Genomic DNA, 24,170 nt, shown 5'->3' on the forward strand with positions numbered 1-24,170 from the left:
AAACTTTCTTTCTCGCTTTTTTTGTTGTTGTTTTTTTCTTGCGGCCTTGCCCACCCCACCCCCCCCCCACCCCCCCCCCCCCCCCCCCCCCCCCCCCCCCCCCCCCCCCCCCCCCCCCCCACTTCTCTGTGGGCCTTGATTGGCATGGGGTATAGAGAACTGCTCACATGTTATCCACAGAAAAGTGTGCAACTTCTTGCGCATAATGGCGATGTGTTATCTCTGTTGTCGAAATTACATCCTTCGTCTTTTCTGCTGTGTGCGCTTTTGCGGCGGTACTGTCATTTCTACGGGTAGCCAACTACTTGCATGAGGGTTCATTGTGAAGGTGCGGGTGAGGCTGGCCTTGCTCGTTCACACTGCCCGGAATGGTGCCTTGCCATGCCCCATGAAATCGTCCTGTGCCGCTATGAATATGATCCTCTGGATCGTCTCGCTTCCCGCACGTCGACTGCCGATGCACTCACTCGGACGTTCTATCGCGCCGACAGACTGGCCAGTGAAATCCAGGGTGCCGAGCAGCGCAGTTTTTCCCACCGAGAGCATCAGTTGCTGGCATTGCAGAGGATGATCGGCAAAAAACTCGCTACGACCCTGGCCGCCACCGATCAGGCTGGCAGTGTGCTCCATGCGGCAGATTCGGGTCAGTACACCACCATCGCCTATGCGCCCTACGGTCATCATGCTCCGCCCGGACATCTGCCCGGTTTCAATGGGGAGCGTCCCGATCCCCTCACGGGCCACTATCTGCTGGGCAAGGGGTATCGCGCCTATAACCCGACCCTGATGCGCTTCAACAGTCCGGACAGCCTGAGCCCGTTTGGCGAGGGCGGCTTGAACCCTTATGCCTATTGCCTGGGTGATCCGATCAATCGTCATGATCCGACGGGACAGGTGTCCTGGCAGTTCATCGTCGGCATAACCCTTAGTGTGGCTGCATTGGTGAGCGCCACCGTCACCCTGTTTCCTTCCCTGCCTTTCATGTTGTCTGTGAAAGCTGCGCAGGCCGGGTTTTTCAGTGCCGGTAGCATTTCCACCATGGTGACGGGCGGGAGTGCAGTGGCAGGCGCGACGCTTGGTATCACGCGGCAGATCGTGGCTGAGGTCGCTCCTGATTCCCCGGTGCTGGAGCCTCTGGGATGGGGCGCGCTGACGCTTGGCGTGATGGCTTCCAGCACACGGGTCGGCACGGTGATCGCCGCCCGGAATCCGAAGAACCTGGTGAGCTTGCAGAGGGCGGTAGCTCAGCACGGGAAGCCAGTGCTGATTCGTGAAACAGCTACCGGGTCAGCAGAAGACTTGCAGCGTTTGCCCACACTTGCCAGTCGCATACGCGAATCCACCGTCTGAAGACTTGAGCACCGCAAGGAACCCTCTCGCCTGCGCACAGTCGCATGTTCACGTTCCTTTCTCGTGATATCACTCTCGCATCTGGCAGCCGCAAAAGGAGTCTGCATGCCTGCTCGTTCTTCTGGACTGGTTATGCTTGGCCTTGCCGCGGCCATGGTGTTGCTGACTGGCTGTGGCCAGGAAAAACCGGCCGCTCCCGATCTGCCGCGGGTCTATGTCCAGACGGTGAAGACTGCCGACTTTGCCGCCAGCGTTGCCTTGACCGGCGATATTCAGGCCCGGGTGCAGACCCGGCTTTCATTCCGGGTCAATGGCAAGATCATCCAGCGTAATGTGGACGTCGGTGATCGTGTGACCGCCAATCAGGTGCTCGCCCGGCTCGATCCCAAGGACTTGCAGATCAATGTCGATTCGGCGCTTGCGTCGGTGGCCGCCGAACAGGCGCGGGTCACTCAGGCGCGCGCCGCGTTCGGGCGTCAGGAAAAGCTGCTGCCCAAGGGCTACACCAGTCGCAGCGAATACGATTCGGCCCAGGCAGCCTTGCGTGGCAGCGAGAGCGCGCTGAAAGCCGCCCAGGCGCAACTGGCCAATGCTCGTGAGCAGTTGAGTTACACCGCGCTTGTTGCGGATACGCCGGGCGTCATCACGGCGCGTCAGGCCGAGGTCGGGCAAGTGGTGCAGGCCACCGTGCCGATCTTCGATCTGGCCCGCGATGGCGAGCGTGACGCGGTGTTCAATGTCTACGAATCATTATTCGTTCAGCCGCCGACTGATCAGCCGGTGCAAGTGACCCTGCTCGACAACCCGGCCATCAAGGTCAGCGGCAAGGTGCGTGAAGTGACCCCGGCGGTTTCGGCGCAAACCGGAACCCTGCAGGTCAAGGTCGCGCTCGATCCGTTGCCCGAAGGCATGGATCTGGGCTCGGTGGTCAGCGTGGCCCTGAGTGCTCCTGCCAATACCAGCGTCGAACTGCCGTGGTCGGCCCTGACCAAGGACCTTGGCGAGCACCTGGGCAAGCCCGCCGTCTGGGTGGTGGACGAGCAGGGCAAGGTCAATCTGCGCAAGGTTCAGGTCGCCCGTTACCTGACGTCCAGAGTCATCATCGGTGACGGGCTCAAGAGTGGAGAGAAAGTCGTGGTTGCAGGCGGACAGTTATTGCACCCGGACATGCAAGTCGAAATTGCCGATCAATCACAGCAGCAACATGCTCGGGTGCAGCCATGAAGCGTCTGACCTGCCTGTTGTTGAGCGGTCTGCTGTTGAGCGGTTGTGGCAAGGATGAAACGCCACCCGAGCCGGTTCGGCCAGTGGTCTTTGTCGAGGCCCGGCCCGATTCGCAGCTGGAGTTCGGACGTTTCGCGGGCAATATCGAGGCGCGCTACCAGAGCGTGCTGGGTTTTCGGGTGCCGGGACGTATCGCGTCCCGCCATGTCGATGTGGGCAGTGAAGTGAAGAAGGGCGACCTGCTTGCGACCCTCGACCCTACCGATCAGCAGAATAATGTGCGCGCTCGCCAGGGCGATCTGGCCCGAATCGAGGCGCAGTGGATCAATGCCCAGGCCAATGCCCGTCGCCAGCAGGAGTTGTTTGATCGTGGCGTCGGCGCACAGGCGCAACTGGACAATGCCCTGACCGAACTGAAAACCACACGCTCTTCGCTGGATCAGGCCAGAGCTGCTGCCCGGCAGGCCAATGACCAGTTGAGCTACAGCGAATTGCGCACTGACCACGATGCGGTGGTTACCGAGTGGAGGGCTGAAGCCGGACAGGTCGTCACGGCGGGGCAGGAGGTCGTGACCCTGGCCAGACCCGATATCAAGGAAGCGGTGATCGACTTGCCGGTTTCGCTGGTCGATCAGTTGCCCGCCGATGTGGTGTTCAACGTAGCCAGCCAGCTTGATCCGCAAGTGAAAACCACCGCAATACCCCGGGAGATCGAGCCGCAGCCCGACCGTTCGACCCGTACGCGGCGGGCACGTCTGACCCTGACTGACACGCCGCAGGCATTGCGGCTCGGTACAGCGATCAGTGTGACCCTGAGTTCCGCCACTACCCCGCGCATGAGCCTGCCGATCACGGCCTTGCAGGACATCGACGGCAAAGCCCGGGTCTGGATCATCGACCCGCAAAGCCAGACGGTAAACCCCAGAGAGGTGAAGGTCGTCAGCCGCGAAGGCGACAGCTTTCTGCTGGCGGGCGGAATCACGGCCGGTGAGAAGGTGGTCAGCGCGGGCGTCAACAGCCTCAAACCGGGGCAGAAAGTCAAAGTCGATGAGGAAAGCCCGCGATGAAAGGGAGTTTCAATCTGTCCGAGTGGGCCATCAAGCATCAGTCGTTTGTCTGGTACCTGATGTTCGTTGCCCTGCTGATGGGCGTGTTTTCCTACATGAAGCTTGGGCGTGAAGAAGACCCGTCCTTCACCATCAAGACCATGGTCATCCAGACCCGCTGGCCCGGCGCGACCGTGGACGAAACCCTGCAGCAGGTGACCGATCGCATCGAGAAAAAGCTCGAAGAGCTGGACTCGCTGGACTACGTGAAAAGTTATACCCGGCCCGGCGAGTCCACGGTTTTCGTTTACCTGCGCGACACCACCAATGCCAAGGAAATACCGCAGATCTGGTATCAGGTGCGCAAGAAGATCGACGACATTCGCGGGCAGTTCCCCCAAGGCTTGCAAGGGCCGGCGTTCAACGACGAGTTCGGTGATGTGTTCGGCTCGATCTACGCCTTTACCGCCGATGGTTTCTCGATGCGCCAGTTGCGCGATTACGTCGAGAAGGTCCGCGCCGATATCCGTGAAGTCCCGGGCCTTGGCAAGGTGGAAATGATCGGCCAGCAGGATGAGGTGATCTACCTGAACTTCTCCACCCGCAAGCTGGCGGCTCTGGGCCTGGATCAGCGTCAGGTGGTGCAAAGCCTGCAATCCCAGAACGCTGTCACGCCGGCGGGCGTGATCGAGGCCGGGCCGGAGCGGATTTCCGTGCGTACCTCCGGGCAGTTCGCGTCGGAAAAGGATCTGGCTGCCGTCAACCTCAGGCTCAATGACCGTTTCTATCGTCTGAGCGATATTGCCGACATCACCCGAGGCTATACCGATCCGCCCAAGCCGCTGTTCCGCTACAACGGCAAACCGGCCATCGGTCTGTCCATCGCCATGCAGAAAGGCGGCAACATTCAGGAGTTCGGCAAGGCATTGCATGAGCGCATGGACATCTCCACCGCCGAATTGCCGGTGGGCGTGGGTGTGCACAAGGTTTCCGATCAGGCCGAAGTGGTGGACAAGGCGGTAGGCGGTTTCACCAGCGCGCTGTTCGAGGCGGTGATCATTGTGATGGTGGTCAGCTTTGTCAGCCTGGGTGTGCGTGCCGGTCTGGTGGTGGCTTGCTCCATTCCGCTGGTGCTGGCGATGGTCTTCGTGTTCATGGAGTACAGCGGCATCACCATGCAGCGGATTTCCCTCGGGGCGTTGATCATCGCCCTCGGGCTGCTGGTGGACGACGCCATGATTACCGTGGAAATGATGGTCACACGCCTGGAGATGGGCGAAACCCGTGAGCAGGCCGCGACTTATGCCTACACCTCGACCGCCTTCCCGATGCTGACCGGCACGCTGGTAACGGTCGCCGGCTTCGTGCCTATTGGTCTGAACGACAGTTCGGCGGGGGAATATACCTTTACGCTGTTTGCGGTGATTGCCGTGGCGATGCTGGTGTCATGGATCGTGGCCGTGCTGTTTGCGCCGGTGATCGGCGTTCACATTCTGAGCAGCAACATCAAGCCCAAGTCCGAAGAGCCGGGCCGTGTAGGTCGGGCATTCAACAGCAGCATGTTGTGGGCCATGCGTCATCGCTGGCTGGCAATCGGCATGACGATCCTGCTGTTTGCCGCGTCGCTGTTCTCGATGCAGTTCGTGCAGAACCAGTTCTTCCCTTCTTCGGACCGTCCTGAAATCCTGGTTGATCTGAACCTGCCACAGAACGCCTCGATCAACGAGACGCGTCAGGTGGTGGACCGTTTCGAAGCCAGCCTCAAGGACGATCCCGATATCGAGCGCTGGAGCACTTACATCGGCCAGGGCGCGGTGCGTTTCTACCTGCCGCTGGATCAGCAACTGGAAAACCCGTTCTACGCCCAACTGGTCATCGTCAGCAAAGGGCTTGAGGAGCGAGGTGCGCTGACCGCACGGCTGCAGAAGCGCCTGCGCGATGAATATGTCGGTATCGGTTCCTATGTGCAGCCGCTGGAAATGGGGCCGCCAGTCGGACGTCCTTTGCAGTATCGGGTCAGCGGCGAAAACATCGACAAGGTTCGCCAGCACGCCATCGAACTGGCCACGTTGCTGGGCAAGAACTCACACGTCGGCGAGGTGATCTACGACTGGAACGAGCCGGGCAAGGTGCTGCGCATCGATATCAATCAGGACAAGGCGCGGCAGTTGGGGCTGTCTTCCGAAGATGTTGCGCAACTGATGAACAGCGTGGTCAGCGGTTCGGCGGTGACTCAGGTGCGTGACGATATCTACCTGATCAACGTGGTGGGGCGTGCCGAGGATGCCGAGCGCGGTACACCGGAAACCCTGCAGAACCTGCAGATCGTGACCCCGGCCGGAACCTCGATTCCGTTGCTGGCCTTTGCCACGGTGGGTTACGAACTGGAGCAGCCGCTGGTCTGGCGCCGCGACCGCAAACCGACCATCACGGTGAAAGGCGCAGTTCGCGACGAGATCCAGCCGACCGATCTGGTCAATCAACTGAAGCCGGAAATCGAGAAATTCGCTGCTGGCTTGCCGGTCGGCTACAAGGTGGCGACCGGCGGTACGGTAGAGGAAAGCAGCAAGGCGCAAGGGCCGATTGCCAGTGTCGTGCCGTTGATGCTGTTCCTGATGGCGACCTTCCTGATGATCCAGTTGCACAGCGTGCAGAAGATGTTCCTGGTGGCCAGTGTCGCGCCGCTGGGCCTGATCGGTGTGGTGCTGGCGCTGATCCCGACCGGCACGCCACTGGGCTTCGTGGCGATTCTCGGGGTGCTGGCGCTGATTGGCATCATCATCCGCAACTCGGTGATTCTGGTGACCCAGATCCATGCCTATGAAGAGAGCGGCTACTCGCCGTGGGATGCTGTGGTCGAAGCCACCGAGCACCGCCGCCGCCCGATCCTGCTGACGGCGGCAGCGGCCAGCCTGGGCATGATCCCCATCGCCCGCGAAGTGTTCTGGGGACCGATGGCTTACGCCATGATTGGCGGCATCATCATCGCCACCTTGCTGACCCTGTTGTTCCTGCCAGCCCTGTATGTGGCCTGGTACAAGATCAAGGAGCCGAAGTCGGCGTAGGCACGAATTCATTGGCTCTGTCCTCGTTAAGTGTTGCAAGTCAGTCAGAGGACCGTGGGAGGCAGCTTGCTGGCGACGAATGTAAAGACGGTATCTACAGGTTATCCGGCATCGAGCAGGCTGAAGTCGCCGAACCTGACAGGGCTCATGGAAGGTGTTCTGGTTGAAATACTGTCAGAGAGGGCGGGGCGCGGTGTCGAGACGTTCAGGAAGCAATAGCTCAGGTTTTCCTGAAAGTACATGTTCACCGTAAAGCGTTGCCAGTCCGGTGTCGCGATCCCGCTGACTGGCGAAACCTGGGCCACGCCGTCAGCGTTGAAGCCACCGACGCTGACTACAAATATGGCCTCGTCTACATGGGGATTGTCACTGAAGGCATCGAATTCGATCAGCAGGGTTTTGCCCGGCAGGTCCGGCAAGGACTGGCTGATAACCGTTGCAACCGGTAGCAGAATGCTTTGTCCATCGCCGTGGGGTTTGAAGTCGGGTTCAAAACCCGTTGCGGCTTTCCAGTGCTCGAAATCGTTACTGAAGTTGCCGTTCTGAATATATTGCGTTGCCATGATCATGTCCTTGATCGATTAACGTTCGGGCCGCGAATACCTTTTCGGGCCCATCCTGGCGCTTTGCCGCTGCGCCGATACTGACAAAAATGCCAGTCACGCAGGGCACGCAATAGGAATCGCTGTTTTTCGTCAAGTCGCTGGATCGTTTCTCGGTGATGTTCAGAGCCGTCGCCAGACGCTTGCCAGCCAAGGTTGCTGTTCCCGTGGCAGTCCGGCAGGCCGGTAGTAATGCTCAAGCTCCACAAAGCCTGCTTCGGTCAGCAGTTCACGCCATGCTTCCAGGTCGTGATACGAGCCGTAGCGTTCGCCTTTCCAGCCTTCCTGGTTCTGGCCTCTCGGATTTGAACTGAACAGCACGCCGTCCGGTTTGAGCGTGGCATGCAGCTGGCGCAGGACTCTGGGCAGTTCCTGTTTCGGGATGTGGAACAGCACGGCATTGGCGAAGATGCCATCGAAGCGGGCGACGGGCAGGTCCAGTTCCAGAAAATTCTGGTGCAGCACTTCACAGCCGCTGTCCTCCCGAGCCATCCGGGCGAACTGTTCACTGCCGTCCAGACCCACCGCGACATGTCCCAGGGCGCTGAGTGTCTTCAGATCACGGCCCGGTCCGCAGCCGAAATCCAGAATCTGCCAGGGTGTCGGCCCCTGGATATGCCGCAACAGGGCGGCAATGTTCTGGCTGACGTCGTGGTCGCGGGTGCCTTCGCGGAAGTCTTCGGCCACCTGGTTGTAATGGCCGACGGTGACGGCGGTGATATGGGCGAGATCTTGGGCGTCGAGCTTCATGGCAAACGGTTGTCCGGGCAATGGAGGACGTCAATATACCCCCAGCCCGGACCGAAGCAATGGCTCAGCGCTTGTTCAGAACCCGAGCCAGACGGTCGCCGCCCAGTTGAATGGCGGCCACCAGCACCACCAGCAACACGATCACGGTGAGCATGATCTGTGTGTCGAAGCGTTGATAGCCGTAGCGGTAGGCGATATCCCCCAGCCCACCGGCACCGATGGCACCGGCCATGGCCGACGAGTTGATCATCGTGACGAGGGTGATGGTGAAACCACCGACAATGCCCGGCAAGGCTTCAGGCAGCAGCACATGCCAGACGATGTGCCAGCGACGGCAGCCCATGGCTTGTGCCGCCTCGATCAGGCCATGATCGACTTCGCGCAGGCTGACTTCGGCGATACGCGCGAAGAAGGGCGTTGCGGCAATGGTCAACGGCACTACAGCCGCCCAGACGCCATAACTGGTGCCGACGATCAGACGAGTGAACGGGATCAGTGCGACCATCAGGATCAGGAACGGAATCGAGCGAAACAGGTTAACGAAAGCCCCCAGTACCTGATTCAATACCGGCGCTTCGTAGATCCCGCCCCTGGAACTGGTGACCAGAATCACCGCCATCGGAATGCCCAGCAGCAGGGCAATGAACGAGGACACGCCGACCATCAGAAAGGTATCGAGCACGCCTTGCAGCAAACGATCAACCCACATAACCCAATACCTCCGCTTGTGGCGCATGCTGACGTGCGCGGGTCAGCAACTCTTCCCGACTGTGGGGCGAGCGATTGATCGACAGGATCAGATGCCCGACGGCACGTTCCTGAATACGCTCCACGCCGCCCTGCAACAACTTCACCTGGCCACCCAGAGCTGCGAACAGGGCTGCAAGGTCCGGCTCTTCTGTGCTGACGCCGGTAAATATCAGGTCCAGCAGCAGTGAAGCTTCAGGATGGGGCGGTTGCGGTGTCAGACGCTCCAGCAAGGCTTTCGGCAAGCCCAGTTGCAGCGGCGCAAGCAGGGTTTTGCTCACTTCATGCTGTGGATTGCCAAACACTTGCCACACAGGGCCTTGTTCCACCACCTGGCCCCTTTCGAGCACCACCACGCGGTTGCAGATATCGCGGATCACGGACATCTCATGGGTGATCAGTACGATGGTCAGGCCCAGCCGCCGGTTGATCTCGCGCAGCAGGCCGAGGATCGACTGGGTGGTTTCCGGGTCCAGCGCCGACGTCGCTTCGTCGCACAGCAGGATGGCCGGATCATGCACCAGTGCCCGGGCAATGCCGACGCGCTGTTTCTGCCCACCGGAAAGCTGCGCCGGGTAAGCCTTGTGCTTGTCCTGCAGACCGACCAGCTCCAGCAGCTCGGTGACCTTACGCTGGCGCTGCTCCTTGGGAACCCCTGCGACCTTGAGCGGCAGCTCGACGTTCTGCCACACGGTCTTGGCCGACATCAGGTTGAAGTGCTGGAAGATCATGCCGATGCGTCGGCGCAGCTCTACCAGCTTGTCTTCGTCGAATTCGCCAATGTCCACCTGATCGATCAGCACCCGACCGCTGCTGGGTTGTTCCAGACGGTTGATGGTGCGGATCAGCGAGGATTTGCCGGCACCGCTGCGCCCGATGATGCCGAAGATCTCACCTTTCTGGATGGCCAGTTCGATGTTGCTCAGGGCTTGCACCGGACCTTGCTGGCCGTGGTAGATCTTGCCCAGGTTGCTGAAGCGCACATGGGCGTGATTCAGGTCCGGGTGCAGTTCGGTCTGGCTGGCCGAATGTGCGGGAGCGGTCGGCTCTTGCCGTTGCGCGAGTGCGTTCATGTCATTCCTTCCAGCCCGGCTGATAGAGCTTGCCGTTGACCTTGTCCAGCGATGCGCGCACCACCGGGGAGTGCTGGTAGATATCGACAAACTTGGCCAGGCGCGGGTCGTCCTTGCGTTCAGGCTTGATCACGAACTGAATCACGTATTCCGGGTGGTCCAGGCCGTCGAACAGAATGGCCGAGTCGGCCGGGAAGGTCTTGGCCAGACGGATATAGGCCGGGTAGCCCTGGACCAGATCCGCATCATCGTAGGCACGCACCAGTTGCACGGCTTCGACCTGAATGATCTTGAGCTTTTTCGGGTTGGCGGTGATGTCTTCTTCGGTGGCCTTGTAACCCACGCCTTGCTTGAGCGTGATCAGCCCTGCCTTGGCCAGCAGTTGCAGGCCGCGACCGCTGTTGATCGGGTCGTTGGCAATGGCCACGGTGGCGCCCGTGGGCAACTCATCGAAGCTTTTGTATTTCTTCGAGTACAGCCCGACGTTGTTGATGATGCCCGGTGCATAGGACACCAGGTTGTAACCGGCGGCTTCGTTGGCGTTGGTCAGGAACGGGATGTGCTGAAAGTAGTTCACATCGATATCGCCCGCCGCGAGGGTGACGTTGGGAGCGATCCAGTCGGTGAACTCCACCAGCTCGACCTTCAGACCCTGTTTGGCGGCTTCTTCCACAGCGGCCTCCAGTGGGATGGCAAAGGCTGCAGTGGTGCCGACTTTCAAGGGGGCATCGGCGGCGTGGGCGGTGAGGGTCAACAGGCTCAGGGCCAGGGCGATAAAGGGTTTTTTCATGATGCTGTCCGTTGTTTTGAAAAATTCGGTGGTAGCGCGGCGGTTGGCCTTTTTACGGGGTAATGCCGCTCAGTGAAGGCACATACAAAGCTTGTGGGAGGCCGTTGGCGAAAAGGCCTGAAACCCGCAGATATTCTGCGTCTGTGCGCTGAAGTCGCCAGCAAGCTGCCTCCCACAAGGTGATTTATCGGTGTCGGTGTCTTGAGCCAGCATGGTTGTCTGGCAGGTGTGCATTGCCTGCAGGAAACAGTTTCTGGCGCAGGCTGCCTTCTTCATAAGCGGTCTTGTACGAGCCCCGACGCTGCAACTCGGGAATCACCAGATCGATGAAGTCCTCATAGCTTTCCGGAGTGACGATGCGGGTCAGGTTGAAGCCGTCCAGGCCGGTTTCTTCGATCCAGGATTCCAGCTCGTCCGCCACCTGTTCGGGTGAGCCAACCAGCGTGATATAGCGGCCACCCAAGGCGTGCTGGTCGAGCAGTCGCTGGCGGGTCCAGTCGTTGTTCTTGAGGTTTTTCGTCGCGGACTGGATCGCGTTGCTTTTCACGTACTGGATCGGCTCATCCAGTTCGTATTGGGCAAAGTCGATACCGGTCGAGGCCGCAAAATGCGCCACGCCCGCTTCGGCACTGGCGTAGCTGCGGTATTCGGCGTGTTTCTCACGTGCAATCGCTTCGGTGGCTCCGACTATCACGTTGATGCCCATGAACACCTTGATGTTGTCAGGGTTGCGTCCGGCCGCTACGGCGCTGGCACGCACCTTGTCCACCTGCTCACGGGTCGCGGCCTTGTTCTGGCCGCTGATAAACACGCATTCGGAATTCTGCCCGGCAAATTGCAGGCCGCGCTCCGAACTGCCCGCCTGAAACAACACGGGTGTGCGCTGTGGTGACGGTTCGCAGAGGTGATAACCCTCGACCTGATAGAACTCGCCTTTATGCCGTACCTTGTGGACCTTGTCCGGTTGGGCATAGATGCGCTGCTCGCGATCATTGATGACCGCGTCGTTCTCCCAACTGCCTTCCCAGAGTTTGTACAGCACCTCCAGGTATTCGTCGGCCTGATCGTAGCGGCGGTCATGCTCGACCTGTTCGGTCAGGCCCATGGCCCTGGCCGCGCTGTCGAGGTAGCCGGTGACGATGTTCCAGCCGACCCGGCCACGGCTCAGATGGTCCAGCGTGGACATGCGCCGGGCGAACAGATAAGGCGTTTCATAGGTCAGGTTGGCGGTGAGGCCGAAGCCCAGGTTACGGGTGACCGCGGCCATGGCCGACACCAGCAGCAGCGGATCGTTGACCGGTAACTGGATCGACTCCTTGAGCGTGACATCCACCGAGTTCTGATACACGTCGTACACGCCGACGATATCGGCGATGAACAGCCCGTCGAACAGACCGCGCTCCAGCAGTCGGGCCAGTTCGGTCCAGTATTCGAGGGTCTTGTACTGGGTGGAGTTGTCCCGTGGATGGGTCCACAGGCCATGGTTGATGTGGCCGATGCAGTTCATGTTGAACGCATTGAGCAGGATCTTTTTCCTGGCCATCAGATAGTCCCCCGGCGCGGAGGGTTGGTGTCGTTGAGGTAGTAGTTACCGATGGCGTGATACTTCCAGCGCACCGGATCATGCAGCGTATGCACGCGAGCATTGCGCCAGTGGCGGTCCAGTCCGTGTTCGGCCAGGGTTGCCTGGCTGCCAGCCAGCTCGAACAGCCTGCTGCCGGTTTCCAGAGAAATTTCCGTGCTGATGGCCCGGGCCTCGGCCACGGCGATGGAGGCAGCGGCCAGTGTCTGGTCGTTGCTGTCGGCCTGGGCGATGTCCAGGTACTCGCCAGCCCGTTCGAGCAGGGCTTCGGCAGCATGCAGGCGGATGCCCAGCTTGCCGAAGGCATGCAGGGTCAGCGGGTCGTCCACGGCTTTTTCAATACCGGAATCGATCCATGGCCGGGTGCGGGTTCGAACGAATGTCAGAGCGTCTTCAAAGGCAGCACGGGCAATGCCGGTGTCGATGGCCGCATGAAGAATCTGTGCCAGCGGGCCGACCGTGGTCGGGCGCTCGAAAGCGCTCTGGAACGGGATGACATCCTCGGCACGGACATACACATTCTCGAACACCACCGAGCCGCTGCCGGTGGTGCGCTGGCCGAAGCCGCTCCAGTCGTCGATCACATTCAGGCCGGCGCTGTCGTGAGGAACAAAAGCCAGGTGCTGCACACCTTCGTCGTCAATGACCGAGGTCGGAATCCGCTGTGCGTACAGTGCGCCCGTGGCGTAGAACTTGCGACCGTTGATGCGATAACCGTCACCTTCACGTTCCAGGCGTGTAGTGCGTTCGCTGGCGGTTTTGGTGCCCAGTTCTGCCAGGGCATTGCCGAAGCGCTTGCCGGCCAGGACTTCGGCATACAGACGGGCCTGTTGCTGCTCGCTGCCGTTCACGCGCAGCACTTCAAGGGCGTAGAAATGGTTTTGCGGGATCTGCCCAAGCGAGCCATCGGCCTGGGCGATGATCTGCACCACCTGGGCCAGGGTGACATTGGAAACGCCTGCACCGCCAAAGGCTTTGGGGACGCTGATACCCCACAGGCCGGACTGGCTGAACAGGTCGAGTTCGGGATTGGGCAGACGGCGTTCGCGGTCACGCAATGCGCTGTCAGTGATAAAGGTCTGCGCCAGTTCGCTGGCCACTTGCAGGGCCTGCGCGTCACTGGTGATGACGGCAGGGGATGGAGTGAAGCTCATAGCGATGTTCTCCAGTTGTCTGGTTCAAATCCAGGAGTGGCGTGCAGGCAGGGTGCCGTTCAGGTGCCAGGCGCCGACGGCGTAGTATTTCCAGCGCACCGGGTCATGGAGGGTGTGTACGCGGGCGTTTCGCCAGTGACGGTCGAGGTTGTACTGCGCCAGCGTGGCGCTGCTGCCCGCCAGCTCGAACAGCTTTTCGCTGGCCAGCAGGGAGATTTCCGTGGTCAGCACCTTGGCGCGAGCCACGGCGATGGAGGCGCGGGCAGCCGCTGCTTCATCGATGGGCGCAGCGCTCACTTCGTCGAGGGTTTGCGCGGCCTTGCGAAGCAGGGCTTCGGCAGCGTGCAGGTCGAGTTTCAGCTTGCCGATATCGGCGATGACATAAGGATCGTCGCTGGCCCGCTCGACGTTGGCGTCGATCCACGGACGCGAGCGTTCACGTACAAAGGTGATGGTGTCGTCGATGGCTTCGCGAGCGATGCCGGCATCGATGGCAGCCTGAATCAGTTGCGATACCGCACCCTGAATATTCGGCGTCAACGCCAGGCGCCAGTTGTCGATTACGTGTTCGGCATCCACTTGCACGTTATCCAGCAGCACCGTGCCGCTTGCTGTGGTGCGCTGACCGAAACCCGACCAGTCGTCCACGATGCTCAAGCCCGGTGTGCCGCGTTTCACGAAGGCCATGACTTGTCGGCCTTCGTCATCCAGTGCCTTGACCGCTACCCAGTGAGCGAACAAGGCACCGGTGGAATAGAACTTCTGGCCGTTGATGACAAGACGGTCGCCGTCGGCGGTGATGCGCGCCTTGAGTTCCAGGGTGTTTTTCGTGCCCCGCTCGGGGCCTGCATTGCCGATGCGCCAGCCATCGAGAACGCTTTGAAACAGGGCTCTCTTCTGCTGTTCGGTAGCAGCGTCCTGCAACAGGTGAAGAATGCCGAACTGATTCTGCGGAATCTGTCCAAGCGCCGGGTCGGCGGCAGAGATGATCCGGAACACTTCGGTAATGGTCGTAAAGGAAACCTGTGGTCCCCCATAGGCTTTGGGAACGGAAATACTGCCGAGTCCGTTACGGGTGAACTGTTCGATTTCCGACCAGGGCAAACGGCGCTCCTGATCGCGTCTGGCGGCATTCTGGCGGGCAATACCGGCCAGTTCATGGGCGGCGGCAATGGCCTGGGCGTCGTTGTGCAACACCTTGGCCGGGATCAATAAGGGCGCAACATCCGGCTCTTGTGGAGTCAGGGTGTGCCGGGCAGTTTTTTCAGGTAATGCCCTGGTGTTATCCACAGGGGTAATTGTGAAAGAGACCATCGGAACCTCATAGCGGGCGCCGCCTGTGGGCGGCAGGAGAACATCGCGAAGTCCGGTGGTCCGGTGTATATACCCTAATCGTGTATCAATTATTTTAAAACGTGAATTTTGGAATAAGCATAGATGGCAAATGCTGGCTGCACGGACGGCCCTTGAATGGCTGCCCTGCCAGAGGGGTAACGTGAACTTTTGCTGGATGTTAGTTATATATGCACAAATTGTTAATGGGAGTTGGATGGGCGTATTTTTCGTGGGGCTTTATAAAAATGATGATGTGAAATACGCCAGCGCTTCATGAGTGAAATTGTCCCTGCAGGGCTGGCGTATATGAAAGTCGGTTTATTCAGGATCACCGGAGGAGTTCACCTGAGTTCCTGATCTTTATTTCCCGTGGCGGTGCCCAATGCGAGTTGTTTCCTACACGGTCAATCACACAGTAAGTCGCCTCAAGCTGTTCGCCGCCTGCCTCGCGTATCAGGGTTGCCGGCACTACAACATCAATGGGTTCTCCAACGTCTTCGAGAGTCAGGGGGGGCAGATCCATGCGCAGGTCACCCCAACGCAAGGTGATTTCGTCATGGGGAGCCATGTTCAGATAGGGTTCGATCGTCATCGGCAACCCGCTGTTCATATGTCGGGTGCTCAAGCCGCGACGTACCACCGAAGGTGGTAGTGACAGCGGTGCCAGTCCCTGATTTTCCTCGTCTACCGGCCCCAGCAACTGGCCGCCGGGTGCGTCCAGCTTGACCCAGATCTTGCAGATGGGCGAAGTGATGGGCGTTCCGCCTACTTTCATCATCCTGTAGTAAGTGCGGGCCTTGCCGTTTTGCAGAAAGCTTTCCGGCACACGCAGCGCGATGGTATGGCCGATGTCGGCTGCCGTCAGGATCTTTGACGCGACGTAACAGCCATCCCAGAACAGCTCGATCAGGTCACCTTCATCCATATCGCTGTAGGGATGAATGTGGACCATCAGATGGGACGCGATCCTGACTCCGATGCCATGGCGACTGGCCTGGGGAATGAAGGGGGGTAAAAGCTTTGAGGAACCGTGGGTGCAATAGGTTTGGCTCATGTTCGAATACTCTTGGTTAACAGAAATGCCAGTAACTATTTATTAGAGAATTTGTGGTTTTTCTGTAGTGGCTCAATCTGAAAGAATACAAGGCGATAAGTGCCCGGGAGTTTGGAGTTGTGGCAAATATTACAAGTGGGTGTTAATGGAGGCTTGTAACTTTCCAGTGTGCCAGTTCTGTGTTCGGAGTGAGCTAATGGGTTTTGCGTGGGAGTGTCAATATGCGAATGAAGTGTTATGAAGTGCTTTTGAAAAATTAGATAATTCCTACATGAATATAGCGATGCTGTTTACTTTTAAACAATCTGGCTTCCTACTCTGTAACAGCCTTCGGCCATGCTCGCTGTAAAAGCGGCGCGATCCAGTATTGGTGGGGGAAAGAGAGGTGGTTGTGGTGTGCAACCATGCGGGGCAGCGGCGCAAGGCAGGTAAGAACAGCGCCCTTGCGGACGCTGCTTGTGTGAACGGAGTTTGTAGGATCAGGCTCTGGTTCGTTCCAGAAATTGCCTGGTGCGTTCTTCCCTGGGATTGGCGAACAAGGCCTTGGCTTCTCCCTGTTCAACGATCACGCCCTTGTCGATGAAAATCACCCGATTGGCCACATCCCGTGCAAAGCTCATCTCGTGCGTGACGATGACCATGGTGCGGTTCTCTTCGGCCAGTGCCCGAATGGCGCTCAGCACTTCACCGACCAGTTCCGGGTCCAGAGCAGAAGTGGGTTCGTCGAAGAGAATGACCTCAGGCTCCATGGCCAATGCACGGGCAATCGCGACCCGTTGCTGCTGCCCGCCGGACAGACGGCGAGGGTAGGAATCCTCCTTGCCTGACAGTCCGACCTTGGCCAGAAGTTGCCGAGCCAGGGTTACGGCCTTTTCCCGGTCCACCTTCTTGACCACCACCGGGCCTTCGATAACGTTCTCCAGCGCTGTGCGATGGGGAAAGAGATTGAAGTTCTGAAACACAAATCCGACCTGCTGACGCAACTGGCGGATAAGGTTCTGTTGCTGGCTCAAGGCGCGGCTGCCATCGATCTGGATATCGCCGACCCTGATTGTGCCGCTGGTGGGGGTTTCCAGCAGATTCAGGCAACGCAGCAGCGTGGTTTTCCCCGAGCCACTGGGGCCGATGATTGCCACGACTTCTCCGGCCTCAATGCGCAGGTCGATGCCCTTGAGCACTTGCTGACCCTTGAATTCCTTGGTGAGGTTTTCAACCACGATCATGCTTCAGGTCTCCAGATCATGCCGATTGACCCTCGCTTCAAGACGGTTTTGCAGATGCGAAAGCAACGAGGCGAGGACCCAGTAGATCAGCGCGGCGGCAAGGTACATGGTGAAAATTTCAAAGGTTCGTGCAGTGATCAGTTGCGCCTGACGGAACAGCTCCGGCACCTGAATGGTGGCGGCCAGCGCCGTGTCCTTGACCAGGGAGATGAAACTGTTGCCCAGTGGCGGCAAGGCGGTGCGTGCCGCTTGCGGCAGGATCGCCCGGCGCATGGTCTGCCAGCGGGTCATGCCGATACTGGCAGCCGCTTCCCATTGCCCGCGATCCACTGCACCGATGGCCGCGCGCAGGATTTCACAGGCGTAGGCCGCCATGTTCAACGAGAAACCGATCAGCGCTGCAGGCAGCGGATCCAGTTCGACCCCCAGTTGTGGCAGGCCGTAATAGATCACGAACAGTTGCACGAGCAGCGGCGTGCCGCGGAAGAACGACACGTAGACACGGGCTGGCCAGCTCACCAGTGCGAAGCGTGACAGGCGCATCAGTGCCAGGCCGAAGCCCAGCAGCAATCCGAAAAACATCCCGCCCAGGCTGAGAATGACCGTGTAGTACGCGCCCTTGAGCAGAAAGGGCGCAGAGTCCGCTACGAGCTTAAGGCTCTCTTCGATCATTTGGTCACATCAGCGTTGAAGTACTTTTGCGACAGTTTGGCCAGGGTGCCGTCGGCACGCAGCTTGTCGAGTGCCTTGTTGATGGCGTCCAGCAATTCAGGCTCGCCCTTGCGCAGGGCAATACCGGATTCCTGACGGGAAAACGGAGCACCCGCGACACCAAAGGCATCCTTGGTCTTGGCTGCGATTTCCAGGGCAGCCAGGCGGTCGACCAGAATGGCGTCGATACGGCCTACACGCAGGTCCTGAAACTTGGTCGGATCATCGTCATAGGTCTTGACGATGGCTGTCGGGACATTGGCCTTGATCCACTGCTCATAGTTGGTGCCCAGGCCTACGCCGACTTTCTTGCCCGCCAGATCCTGAGGCGTCTTGATGGTGTCCGCGTTCTTCTTCTGGGTCAGCGTCTGCAGGCCGGAGATGGTGTAGGGCTCGGAGAAGTCGTACTTTTTCTTGCGCTCTTCGGAAATGGTCACCTGGTTGATCACCACATCCAGACGCTTGGATTCCAGGGCCGCAAGGATACCGTCCCACTTGCTCGGCTGTACCTTGGCCTTGACGCCCAGTTCCTTGGCCAGAGCTTCGGACAACTCGACTTCGAAGCCGGTGAGCTTGCCGTTCTCGTCCACGAAGCTGAAGGGTGGATAAGTGCCTTCCAGACCCACATTGAGGGTGCCGCTGTCCTTGATCTTTTGCAGTTGTTCGCCGGCCATGGCTTGCCCCGCAATACCGGTGCCCAGCACCAGCGTCAGAGCCGAGAAGAGAAACGTGCGACGAATAGCGGAAATGTTCATGCGAGCCCCTTGTTTGTATGAGATGTCAGGCAAGTCAGACCTGGCGACAGCGTGTAGCGGTCGCGAATATAAATCGTGTTTCTTATAAACAAAAAGAACTAAAAAGCATCTTCGGGTTTTCTTTCGGTATATGTGTCAGCCGCTGGGTTATCAGCCGCTGAACACCTCCGGATAAGCGAACAACGCAGGTGCACCGCCGGTGTGCAGGAAAATCAGCGGCCCATCATTGAAACGCTGACGTCCGATGCCGTCGAGCAGACCGGCCATGGCTTTGCCGGTATAGACCGGGTCCAGCAGCAGACCTTCGTGGCTGGCGATCAGTTTGATTGCCGACAGCGTGCCAGCGTTCGGTTCACCATAGCGTGGAGCGAAGTATTCGTCCCACAGTTGCACCTTGAAGGCTGATGGCAGGGCGATATCGAGCAGTTCCGCCGTGCGCTCGGCCAGGCCCTGAACCTTGGGAAGCTGAGCTTCTTCGCTGCGGGAGACGGTTACGCCAATCACCGGCAGTTCCGGCAACTGCTCGGCCAGAGCCAGGGCCAGGCCGCTGTGAGTGCCAGCGCTGCCTGAGGCCAGCACCACGGCGGAAAAATCCAGGCCTGTCTGCTTGATCTGCTCCGCGAGTTCCAGCCCGGCACGCACATAACCCAGCGCGCCTACGGCACTGGAGCCGCCAATCGGTACCAGATAAGGCTTCTTGCCACTGGTGCGCAGGCGAGCGGCGAGGGCTTGCAGTTGCTCGTCGGCGTTATCGAGGTTTTCCACCAGTTCGACCTTGGCGTCGAACAGTTCCAGCAGCAGGCGATTGCCGTTGTGCAGATAGTTGGCGTCTTCGGTGCCGATAGGGTTTTCCAGCAATGCGACGCAACCCAGTCCCAGACGAGCGGCCAGTGCTGCGGTCTGACGCACATGGTTGGACTGGATTGCTCCGGCGGTAATCAGCGTGTCTGCACCCTGGGCCAGCGCATCGGCAGCCAGGTACTCCAGCTTGCGCACCTTGTTGCCGCCCAGCGCCAGAGTCGTAGTGTCATCGCGCTTGATATAGATATCGCGGCCTGCCCAGGTCGACAGGCGTTCGAGCTTTTCCAGTGGGGTGGGAGCTTCGATCAGGTCGAGGCGGTTGAAACGAGCCAACTGTTTTTTGATCATCTTGATAGGTAAGCCGAGAAGGGAGTTATCGGACTATATGCAGACGGTTCCTGCACGGCAACCCACGGTGTTTTATGTGATGTCAGCCAAAGCCCTACGCAAATTGTTATTTTTTCCGTGCAAATGTTTGCCGTAGAGTGGAGGCCGCAGGGGCCGCCATCATCGGGTTGCCTACTTTGACTCAAGGAGAGTTCAGCGTGAGCGATATTCCAGAAGCATCTGCCCCAGGCCGCTCCAGCCATTGGCAGTTGCAGCGGATCGTCAGCCAGTTGCGCAGTGCGCGTGAAGACTGGCGCACTCGCAACAGGCGGGTGAGCGGTGAGCATGGTGGTCGGGAGCTGCCTTCCCGGGCGGCCATGGGCGAGATTCTCGAAGCCTTGAGCGGGGCCTTGTTCCCGATGCGTCTGGGGCCGGTGGATCTGCGCGAAGAAAGCGAGGATTTCTACGTCGGCCATACCCTGGACGTGGCACTCAATGCGCTCCTGGCCCAGGCCCGACTGGAGTTGCGCTATGTGGCGCATCAGCAGGGCGGCGAGACTCAGGGAATCGACGAGCGGGCACTGGAGCTGATCCAGGATTTCGCCACTGCCTTGCCAGGCATTCGTCTGTTGCTCGATACCGATGTGCTGGCGGCCTATCACGGCGACCCGGCGGCGCGCAGTGTCGATGAGGTTCTGCTGTGCTATCCGGGTATCCTGGCGGTGATCCATCACCGGCTGGCGCATCACCTGTATCGGGCCGGCCTGCCTCTGCTGGCGCGCATCAGCTCGGAAATCGCCCATTCCTCCACCGGTATCGATATCCATCCCGGCGCGCAGATCGGCCCGAGCTTCTTTATCGATCATGGCACCGGCGTCGTGATTGGCGAGACGGCCATTATCGGTGAGCGGGTCAGGATCTATCAGGCTGTGACGCTGGGCGCCAAGCGCTTTCCGGCGGACGAAGATGGCCAGTTGCAGAAAGGTCATGCCCGCCACCCGATCGTCGAAGACGACGTGGTGATCTATGCCGGCGCAACCATTCTGGGGCGTATCACCATCGGCAAGGGCTCGACCATCGGCGGCAACGTCTGGCTGACCCGCAGCGTCCCGGCCGGCTGCAATCTGACCCAGGCCAACCTGCTGCAACAGGATGACGGGACTCAGAAGTAGCAGTAGTTAGTTGTAAGCGGCAAGCTTCAAGCTGCAAGTTTGAAGCTTGCCGCCCGATTCGCTCCCGCGGCGTAGGGAACGATCCTGCGCCATCATGCGTCATATCCCGGTCTGAGCCCGCATTCCCCTGTATGCGATTTGTTTTTTGCAGGTAGTTTTCTGCCCGCTCATACCAGGAGTCCTTCTCGTGTTTCCCTCTATTTCTGGAGCTTCTCGTCTTGATCCAGAGGCGTACCGCCCATGAGTACGTCCGTTTCCCCATCCAGCGGCCAGGTCCGCATGAATGCTCCGGTGTTCTACTTCGCCGCGAGTGTCATCCTGATTTTCGGCGTTACCGTGATTGCCTTTCCGCAAGCCAGCGGCGAATGGCTACTGGCTGCACAGAACTGGGCGGCCAATACGGTCGGCTGGTATTACATGCTTGTCATGACGCTGTATCTGGTCTTCGTGGTGGTCACCGCCTTGTCGAGCTACGGCAAGATCAAGCTCGGTGCCGACCACGACGAGCCCGAATTCAGTTACCTGTCATGGGCAGGCATGCTGTTTGCCGCCGGGATCAGTATCACGCTGTTCTTCTTCTGCGTTTCCGAGCCACTGACCCATATGCTGCAACCGCCGCAGGGCGAGGGCAGTACCACTGAGTCGGCACGTCAGGCCATGCAGTTGCTGTTTCTGCACTGGGGCCTGCATGGCTGGGGCGTGTTTGCCTTCGTCGGCATGGCGCTGGCGTATTTCGCTTACCGTCACAACCTGCCGCTGGCCTTGCGTTCGGCGCTGTATCCGCTGATCGGCAAACGTATCAATGGTCCTATCGGTTACGCCGTCGATGGTTTTGGCATCATCGCGACCATCTTCGGTCTGGGTGCCGACATGGGGTTCGGTGTGCTGCACCTGAACTCCGGTCTGGATTACCTGTTCGGCGTGTCCCATACCCAATGGATTCAGGTCGGGCTGATCACGCTGATGATGGGCGCTGCGATCCTGGTGGCGGTCTCGGGCGTCGACAAGGGCGTGCGGGTCATGTCCGACATCAACATGCTGCTCGCCTGCGCATTGCTGCTGTTCGTACTGTTCGCCGGACCCACTCAGCATCTGCTCAATACGCTGGTGCAGAACATCGGTGACTACCTGGGCGCGCTGCCGGTCAAGAGTTTCGATGTCTATGCCTACAATCGCGACGCCAATGGCTGGCTGGGCGGCTGGACAGTGTTCTATTGGGCCTGGTGGATTGCATGGGCGCCTTTTGTGGGCCTGTTCATTGCGCGTATTTCCCGTGGCCGGACCATTCGCGAATTCGTCTTTGGCGTGCTGCTGATTCCGCTGGGTTTCACGCTTGCCTGGATGTCGATTTTCGGTAACAGCGCCATCGAGCAAGTGCTCAACCACGGCATGACCGCTCTGGGGCAATCGGCTATCGACGACCCGTCCATGACCTTGTATCTGCTGCTGGAAACCTATCCATGGAGCAAGACCGTCATTGCGGTGACGGTGTTCATCAGCTTTGTGTTCTTCGTCACTTCGGCGGACTCCGGGACTGTGGTGCTGTCCACGCTGTCGGCCAAGGGTGGCGGCCCGGACGAAGACGGTCCGAAATGGCTGCGTGTGTTCTGGGGTGTGGCGACGGCGGTGATTACCAGCGGGTTGCTGTTCTCCGGCAGCATCGATGCGCTGAAGTCGGCCGTTGTGCTGACCTCGCTACCGTTCTCGCTGATTCTGCTGTTGATGATGTGGGGGCTGCACAAAGCGTTCTTCATGGAGGCTCAGCGTCAGATCGCCCAGACCTATTCGCTGGCCCCGGCCTCCGGTGCGCGACGTGGCGGCTGGAGGCAGCGTTTGAGCCAGGCCGTGCACTATCCGTCGCGGGACGAGGTCTATCGCTTCCTCGATCAGACCGTACGCCCGGCGATTGAAGACGTGACCGCAGTGTTCGTGGAAAAGGGTCTGAGTGTCGATACTCAACCGGACCCGTCCAACGACTCCGTCAGCCTTGAAATCGGCCATGGTGAAGAACGTCCGTTCATTTACCAGGTACAGATGAAAGGCTTCTTCACCCCATCCTTCGCCCGCGGCGGCATGGGCTCCAAGCAACTGAACAACCGGCGCTACTACCGAGCCGAAGTCCACCTGAGCGAAGGCAGCCAGGATTACGATCTGGTGGGTTACACCAAGGAACAGGTCATCAACGACATACTGGACCAGTACGAGCGGCATATGCAGTTCTTGCATTTGGTGCGATAGAGGCAAGCCGTAAGCTGCAAGCTTTAAGCTTCAAGTCAAAAGCTTGCAGCTTGCAGCTTGCAGCTTGCAGCTTGCAGCTTGCAGCTTTCCGCGTCACGTACTCTCCCGCTCAACCAGACTGCAATCGAGCAGGTTCAGTCGTTGTATTTCCCCTTCCAGCGGCAGCACTCCCAGGCTTTCCAGTACGCGTTGTGCGGCGAGGACGCCGATTTCCAGGGCGGGTGGTTTGATGGTGCTGAGGCTGGGCATCATCATTTGGGCGAAGGCGTAGTCGCCAAACCCCATGACGGCGCAATCCTGCGGTATTTGCAGGCCTGCCCGCTGGCTGGCGAGCAATCCGCCAGCGGCCAGGTTGTCGTTGGCAAAGAAGATGGCATCGGGTCTGTCGGTGCCGTTCATGAGTGTATCCATCGCCTGCTTGCCAGCCTCGAAGGGTGCCAGCCCTTCTGCCGGAACGAACACTCTGGGCTTGAGGCCGAAGGTTTCCAGGGTGGCGATGTAGCCGTCGCGGCGTTCAAGGGCGCTGAAATCGCCCGCCATGCTGTTCTGCACGAAGGCGATGCGTCGGTAGCCTTTGTCATGCAGATAGCGTGTAGCACTGACGCCCACGTCGTAATGCGAGAACCCGATCTGGATCGGGCTACGGCCTGGCTGGTGGTCCCAGGTTTCGATCACCGGGATATCGGCCTGCTCGATCATCTTTTCAGTCGCTTCGCTGTGAAAGCGGCTGGTCAGGACCAGCGCGGCCGGTGACCAGCCCAGAAACGCCCGCACCGCGCTTTCTTCCTGTTCTGTAGAGAAGTAGCTGGAGGCCAGCAGCAGCTGGAAACCGTGCTTGCTCAAGGTGTCGCTGAAACCCTGAATGGTATTGGCGAAGATCGGCCCCGAGATGTTGGGTATCACCATGGCCACGACCCGGCTGCGCGCCGAGGCCAGGCCGCCTGCCACCAGGTTGGGCACGTAACCCAACTGATTGACTGCGGCAGCGATACGCTCGCGCAATTCGGGAGAAACCTGATCCGGCTGGTTGAAGTAGCGCGACACGGTAATGGCCGAAACACCTGCCTGCTTTGCCACGCCTGTGATGGTCACACGGCCTGCGCCTCGGCGTTTGCGTGTCGCAGGAATGTCGTCAGCCATGGGCAGTCACTTCGTATAAAAGAAAAAGGAA

The 24,170-nt window shown here is 59.5% G+C and carries 20 protein-coding genes; 6 read left to right on the top strand and 14 right to left on the bottom strand.

Features of this window, described 5'->3' with window-relative positions:
* The first annotated feature begins 381 nt into the window (after positions 1–381).
* The 4 genes from JSY17_RS06535 to JSY17_RS06550 all read left to right on the top strand — a co-directional run bounded on the left by JSY17_RS06535 (position 382) and on the right by JSY17_RS06550 (position 6,685).
* Positions 382–1,350 (top strand): RHS repeat-associated core domain-containing protein, encoded by a 969-nt coding sequence (locus tag JSY17_RS06535; protein ID WP_206401597.1) that lies wholly within the window; start codon positions 382–384, stop codon positions 1,348–1,350.
* 105 nt (positions 1,351–1,455) lie between these two features.
* Positions 1,456–2,574 (top strand): efflux RND transporter periplasmic adaptor subunit, encoded by a 1,119-nt coding sequence (locus JSY17_RS06540; protein WP_206401596.1) that lies wholly within the window; start codon positions 1,456–1,458, stop codon positions 2,572–2,574.
* Positions 2,571–3,641, top strand: coding sequence for an efflux RND transporter periplasmic adaptor subunit (locus tag JSY17_RS06545; RefSeq protein WP_206401595.1), 1,071 nt, complete (start codon positions 2,571–2,573; stop codon positions 3,639–3,641). The genes JSY17_RS06540 and JSY17_RS06545 overlap by 4 nt, the downstream gene beginning before the upstream one ends.
* Positions 3,638–6,685: an efflux RND transporter permease subunit gene (locus tag JSY17_RS06550; RefSeq protein WP_206401594.1), complete on the top strand. Its 3,048-nt coding sequence runs from the start codon at positions 3,638–3,640 to the stop codon at positions 6,683–6,685. Before JSY17_RS06545 ends, JSY17_RS06550 begins: the two co-directional genes overlap by 4 nt.
* Positions 6,686–6,786: 101 nt before the next feature.
* Here the strand turns inward: JSY17_RS06550 and JSY17_RS06555 are convergent, their stop codons facing one another.
* The 13 genes from JSY17_RS06555 to JSY17_RS06615 all read right to left on the bottom strand — a co-directional run bounded on the left by JSY17_RS06555 (position 6,787) and on the right by JSY17_RS06615 (position 19,610).
* Positions 6,787–7,248: a hypothetical protein gene (locus JSY17_RS06555; RefSeq protein WP_201013473.1), complete on the bottom strand. Its 462-nt coding sequence runs from the start codon at positions 7,246–7,248 to the stop codon at positions 6,787–6,789.
* 162 nt (positions 7,249–7,410) lie between these two features.
* Positions 7,411–8,037 (bottom strand): class I SAM-dependent methyltransferase, encoded by a 627-nt coding sequence (locus JSY17_RS06560; protein WP_206401593.1) that lies wholly within the window; start codon positions 8,035–8,037, stop codon positions 7,411–7,413.
* A gap of 64 nt (positions 8,038–8,101) precedes the next feature.
* Entirely contained in the window at positions 8,102–8,746 is a 645-nt protein-coding gene (locus JSY17_RS06565; protein WP_117167110.1) for a methionine ABC transporter permease, read from the bottom strand.
* On the bottom strand, positions 8,736–9,857 hold the full coding sequence (locus JSY17_RS06570; RefSeq protein ID WP_206401592.1) for a methionine ABC transporter ATP-binding protein: 1,122 nt from the start codon (positions 9,855–9,857) through the stop codon (positions 8,736–8,738). The genes JSY17_RS06565 and JSY17_RS06570 overlap by 11 nt, the downstream gene beginning before the upstream one ends.
* 1 nt (position 9,858) lies before the next feature.
* On the bottom strand, positions 9,859–10,647 hold the full coding sequence (locus tag JSY17_RS06575) for a MetQ/NlpA family ABC transporter substrate-binding protein (protein WP_117167112.1): 789 nt from the start codon (positions 10,645–10,647) through the stop codon (positions 9,859–9,861).
* Positions 10,648–10,831: 184 nt separating this feature from the next.
* The gene (locus JSY17_RS06580; RefSeq protein ID WP_206401591.1) at positions 10,832–12,190 is read right to left on the bottom strand and encodes an LLM class flavin-dependent oxidoreductase; all 1,359 of its coding nucleotides are present in this window, start codon (positions 12,188–12,190) and stop codon (positions 10,832–10,834) included.
* A complete protein-coding gene (locus JSY17_RS06585; RefSeq protein WP_206401590.1) occupies positions 12,190–13,383 on the bottom strand; it encodes an SfnB family sulfur acquisition oxidoreductase in 1,194 nt (397 codons plus the stop codon). Before JSY17_RS06585 ends, JSY17_RS06580 begins: the two co-directional genes overlap by 1 nt.
* A gap of 24 nt (positions 13,384–13,407) precedes the next feature.
* Positions 13,408–14,580, bottom strand: coding sequence for an SfnB family sulfur acquisition oxidoreductase (locus JSY17_RS06590; RefSeq protein WP_263943127.1), 1,173 nt, complete (start codon positions 14,578–14,580; stop codon positions 13,408–13,410).
* A 466-nt stretch (positions 14,581–15,046) separates the two neighbouring features.
* The gene (locus tag JSY17_RS06595; protein WP_122372412.1) at positions 15,047–15,772 is read right to left on the bottom strand and encodes a hypothetical protein; all 726 of its coding nucleotides are present in this window, start codon (positions 15,770–15,772) and stop codon (positions 15,047–15,049) included.
* 479 nt (positions 15,773–16,251) lie between these two features.
* The gene (gene tcyN / locus JSY17_RS06600; protein ID WP_117186088.1) at positions 16,252–16,995 is read right to left on the bottom strand and encodes an L-cystine ABC transporter ATP-binding protein TcyN; all 744 of its coding nucleotides are present in this window, start codon (positions 16,993–16,995) and stop codon (positions 16,252–16,254) included.
* A gap of 3 nt (positions 16,996–16,998) precedes the next feature.
* On the bottom strand, positions 16,999–17,667 hold the full coding sequence (gene tcyL, locus JSY17_RS06605) for a cystine ABC transporter permease (RefSeq protein WP_117167118.1): 669 nt from the start codon (positions 17,665–17,667) through the stop codon (positions 16,999–17,001).
* On the bottom strand, positions 17,664–18,461 hold the full coding sequence (tcyJ, locus tag JSY17_RS06610; protein ID WP_117181806.1) for a cystine ABC transporter substrate-binding protein: 798 nt from the start codon (positions 18,459–18,461) through the stop codon (positions 17,664–17,666). The genes tcyL and tcyJ overlap by 4 nt, the downstream gene beginning before the upstream one ends.
* A gap of 150 nt (positions 18,462–18,611) precedes the next feature.
* On the bottom strand, positions 18,612–19,610 hold the full coding sequence (locus JSY17_RS06615; RefSeq protein WP_201015297.1) for a D-cysteine desulfhydrase: 999 nt from the start codon (positions 19,608–19,610) through the stop codon (positions 18,612–18,614).
* A gap of 197 nt (positions 19,611–19,807) precedes the next feature.
* Between JSY17_RS06615 and epsC the strand changes: the two genes are divergently transcribed.
* Positions 19,808–20,761, top strand: a complete 954-nt coding sequence (epsC, locus tag JSY17_RS06620) for a serine O-acetyltransferase EpsC (protein WP_117181804.1) — start codon at positions 19,808–19,810, stop codon at positions 20,759–20,761.
* 279 nt (positions 20,762–21,040) lie between these two features.
* The gene (gene betT, locus JSY17_RS06625; RefSeq protein WP_206401604.1) at positions 21,041–22,999 is read left to right on the top strand and encodes a choline BCCT transporter BetT; all 1,959 of its coding nucleotides are present in this window, start codon (positions 21,041–21,043) and stop codon (positions 22,997–22,999) included.
* Positions 23,000–23,092: 93 nt separating this feature from the next.
* Here betT and JSY17_RS06630 read toward each other — a convergent pair whose 3' ends face one another.
* On the bottom strand, positions 23,093–24,139 hold the full coding sequence (locus tag JSY17_RS06630) for a LacI family DNA-binding transcriptional regulator (RefSeq protein ID WP_117186091.1): 1,047 nt from the start codon (positions 24,137–24,139) through the stop codon (positions 23,093–23,095).
* Positions 24,140–24,170: the final 31 nt, after the last annotated feature.

It is taken from the genome of Pseudomonas capsici, from assembly GCF_017165765.1.
GTDB classification, from domain to species: domain Bacteria; phylum Pseudomonadota; class Gammaproteobacteria; order Pseudomonadales; family Pseudomonadaceae; genus Aquipseudomonas; species Aquipseudomonas capsici.